A 2,532-nucleotide genomic window follows, 5' to 3' on the forward strand; every position below is an offset into this window, starting at 1 on the left:
CTGAGCATCAAGACGCAGAAGAACCCATTCGCACTTTGCCGCAAGTTACTGATCAACGCCTCCCGCGCGGCTTATGATCAGTTACAGCTGCTTCTCGCAGCTACTGCGTAACATCAGTTATTGATTAGGTGCGTGGATTTGCCACTTCAACCAGTATGGGTTGTAACAAAGGCAGCAATGACTGAGGGTCCAGCCCCACTAAAAAGCCACGCTTACCGCCATTCAGATAAATACGCGGGAGTTGCAGCACTGACTTTTCCATGTAAACAGGCAGGCGCTTTTTGGTGCCCAGCGGCGATGTACCACCTACCAGGTAGCCCGTGTGTTTGTTGGCGGCTTCGGGCGTACAGGGCTCGATATGCTTGCGGCCGGTTTGCCGTGCCAAGTTACGGGTAGAGGTTTCGCAGTCGCCATGCATCAGCACTATCAATGGCTTCTTGGTTTCATCTTCAAGTACCAGGGTTTTGATGACGGCATGTTCGGGTACAGCGAGTTGGCGGCTTGATTCGGCGGTACCCCCTTTCTCGACGTATTCATACAGGTGTTCGGTGTAGTCGATTTTGTGCTGACGAAGTACGCGTATGGCGGGTGTGACTGGGGATTTTTCCTGTTGCATGGTGTGGGGAGGATATTTGGAACGCACCAGCGTAGCGCGTGTGTCAAAGGGGCAAATAGTATCATGTTGAAAACAGAGTGGCAGTATCGTCGAAAATCACTTCCTTGACGGCCGTGTTGAGTTGCTTGATGACATCATCGGATATCGATGGATGACAAGCCAGGCATACCTGCGTGTCTTGTGGTTCACCGCCGCTATTTTGTCATCCACCAGTGGGCAGACCCAATTGAATCCCATCTGCGCTCAATAATAGGGTGCTGTAAATTTGTTGGCTGTACCGTCGGCAGTCAAATTCTTGACCGCGGTATTGAGTTTCTCGATAACGTCATTGGAAACCGATGTATTACAAGCTAGCCATAATTGGGTATCGCCGGGTTCGCCACCGCTGATAACGATTTTCACGTTTCTCTTCTGGCCTTCACGGGCAGCCATGTATAAACCGCTGATTGAGCCAGTAACCCATAAGTCGATGCGGCGTGCGACGAGTTTGGGCAAGTTCATCGTGTCCGATGGCGCTCTGTCGACCTTCACGCCTTGTGACTCTATATAGTCACCGCGGGCATCGGCGACATACCCACCCACCCGGTAAGGTTTGGCATCGGCAATCTTTTTGAGTTTTATGGGGCTGTCGGCCAGTGCCATCAAGACGATTTTTTCATCAACAAGCGGGCCAATCCATTTGAACCCGTACTTCTTTTCCCTTTCCGGTGTGCGTACAGCCGAATAGACGCAGGTTTGTGGCTGGCTGTGCGACAGGGCCAAGGCTCGTGCCCAGGGCACAATGTCGAATTGCGCCTTGATGCCCGTACGATGCAGCGCTTCCTCCAGAATCTGGGTAGAGATACCCGCCACCTTATTGCCTTCAAACATATTGAAAGGCGGGGAATCTTCCGTCAAAAACAATAGCTCCTGTTCCGCCGAGGCATGAAGGGCGCATAGGGCAGCAATAACAAATAAACCATGTTGCCGCATGATGAACTCCCATGAGGATTGGTGCCGAGGAGGTTGCTTGTGATTAGAAGAGTAGACGGTGAAAGGCGGCAATTCGACAGCAATGGTTTGATTAACAAAAAAAAGGAGAGGGCGGCTATTTTTCTGGGCTTGCTTATGACCTGCTAGGAGCAATGCTTGGCGGGATAAATCTGTACGGCGATACCCGTAATATGGGGAAAAAGATTGTCGATTTTTTTTGTTGGGCTACCACCGCCTGCTATAGCACAGGTCTATAAATAAGGTCGAAGCGAGATCGTGATTTTTATTTATATCTATCTAGTTAGGTTTGTCTCGCTTCTCGGGCTTGGTACTTATCTGCAGCCTATATCACCAAAAGATATTGTTATCCAAGCACTACGCTTAATTTGGAGACCCTGATGCCATACCGTTCTATTACTTTGTTCGCAACCCTGCTCGGTATGTCTGCCGGTGCAGCCCATGCATTAACCCTGACAACAGAGGACTACCCGCCTTTTAATATGTTTGAGCAGAAAAAGGTGGTTGGAATCTCGACCGATATTGTGCAAGAAGCTGCTAAGCGTGCCGGTGTACCAGTTACGATTCAATTACTGCCGTGGGAACGAGCGTTGAGTATGGCCAAGAGTGATGCTGATACTTGCGTCTATTCGGCTGTGCGTACTGCCGAGCGGGAAAAGCTATTCAAGTGGATAGGGCCATTAACCACCGATGAGATTTCGTTGTTTGCGCTTACAGACAGCCCAATCAAGCTCAGCAGCATTGCCGACGCCAAAAAGTACAAGGTAGGGGCATACAATGGTGATGCCTATGGTGATTATTTACTGATGTTACGCAGTGCATACGCTAACCTGTCGCCATGAAGAACAAAGAACTCGATTTGTACACCGACTATTTGCTGAGCACGTTTGGCGCGGCGACAGCAACGGGCTTGTCGGCGATGGTAG

3 protein-coding genes are annotated in these 2,532 nt (G+C 50.2%); 1 reads left to right on the forward strand and 2 read right to left on the reverse strand.

The genetic code is table 11. From position 1 onward, the window contains the following. Positions 1-124 precede the first annotated feature (124 nt). Positions 125-616 (reverse strand): Cys-tRNA(Pro) deacylase, encoded by a 492-nt coding sequence (gene ybaK / locus CSQ89_RS21000; RefSeq protein ID WP_099407922.1) that lies wholly within the window; start codon positions 614-616, stop codon positions 125-127. A 243-nt stretch (positions 617-859) separates the two neighbouring features. Then, complete coding sequence (locus tag CSQ89_RS21005) at positions 860-1,513, reverse strand: substrate-binding periplasmic protein (protein WP_158229084.1); 654 nt, start codon at positions 1,511-1,513, stop codon at positions 860-862. A gap of 473 nt (positions 1,514-1,986) precedes the next feature. On the opposite strand from CSQ89_RS21005, the gene CSQ89_RS21010 reads away from it, so the two are divergent. Further along, positions 1,987-2,448: a substrate-binding periplasmic protein gene (locus CSQ89_RS21010; RefSeq protein ID WP_099407924.1), complete on the forward strand. Its 462-nt coding sequence runs from the start codon at positions 1,987-1,989 to the stop codon at positions 2,446-2,448. Positions 2,449-2,532: the final 84 nt, after the last annotated feature.

The sequence above is a fragment of the Chitinimonas sp. BJB300 genome (genome assembly GCF_002735695.1).
Taxonomy (GTDB): domain Bacteria; phylum Pseudomonadota; class Gammaproteobacteria; order Burkholderiales; family Chitinimonadaceae; genus Chitinimonas.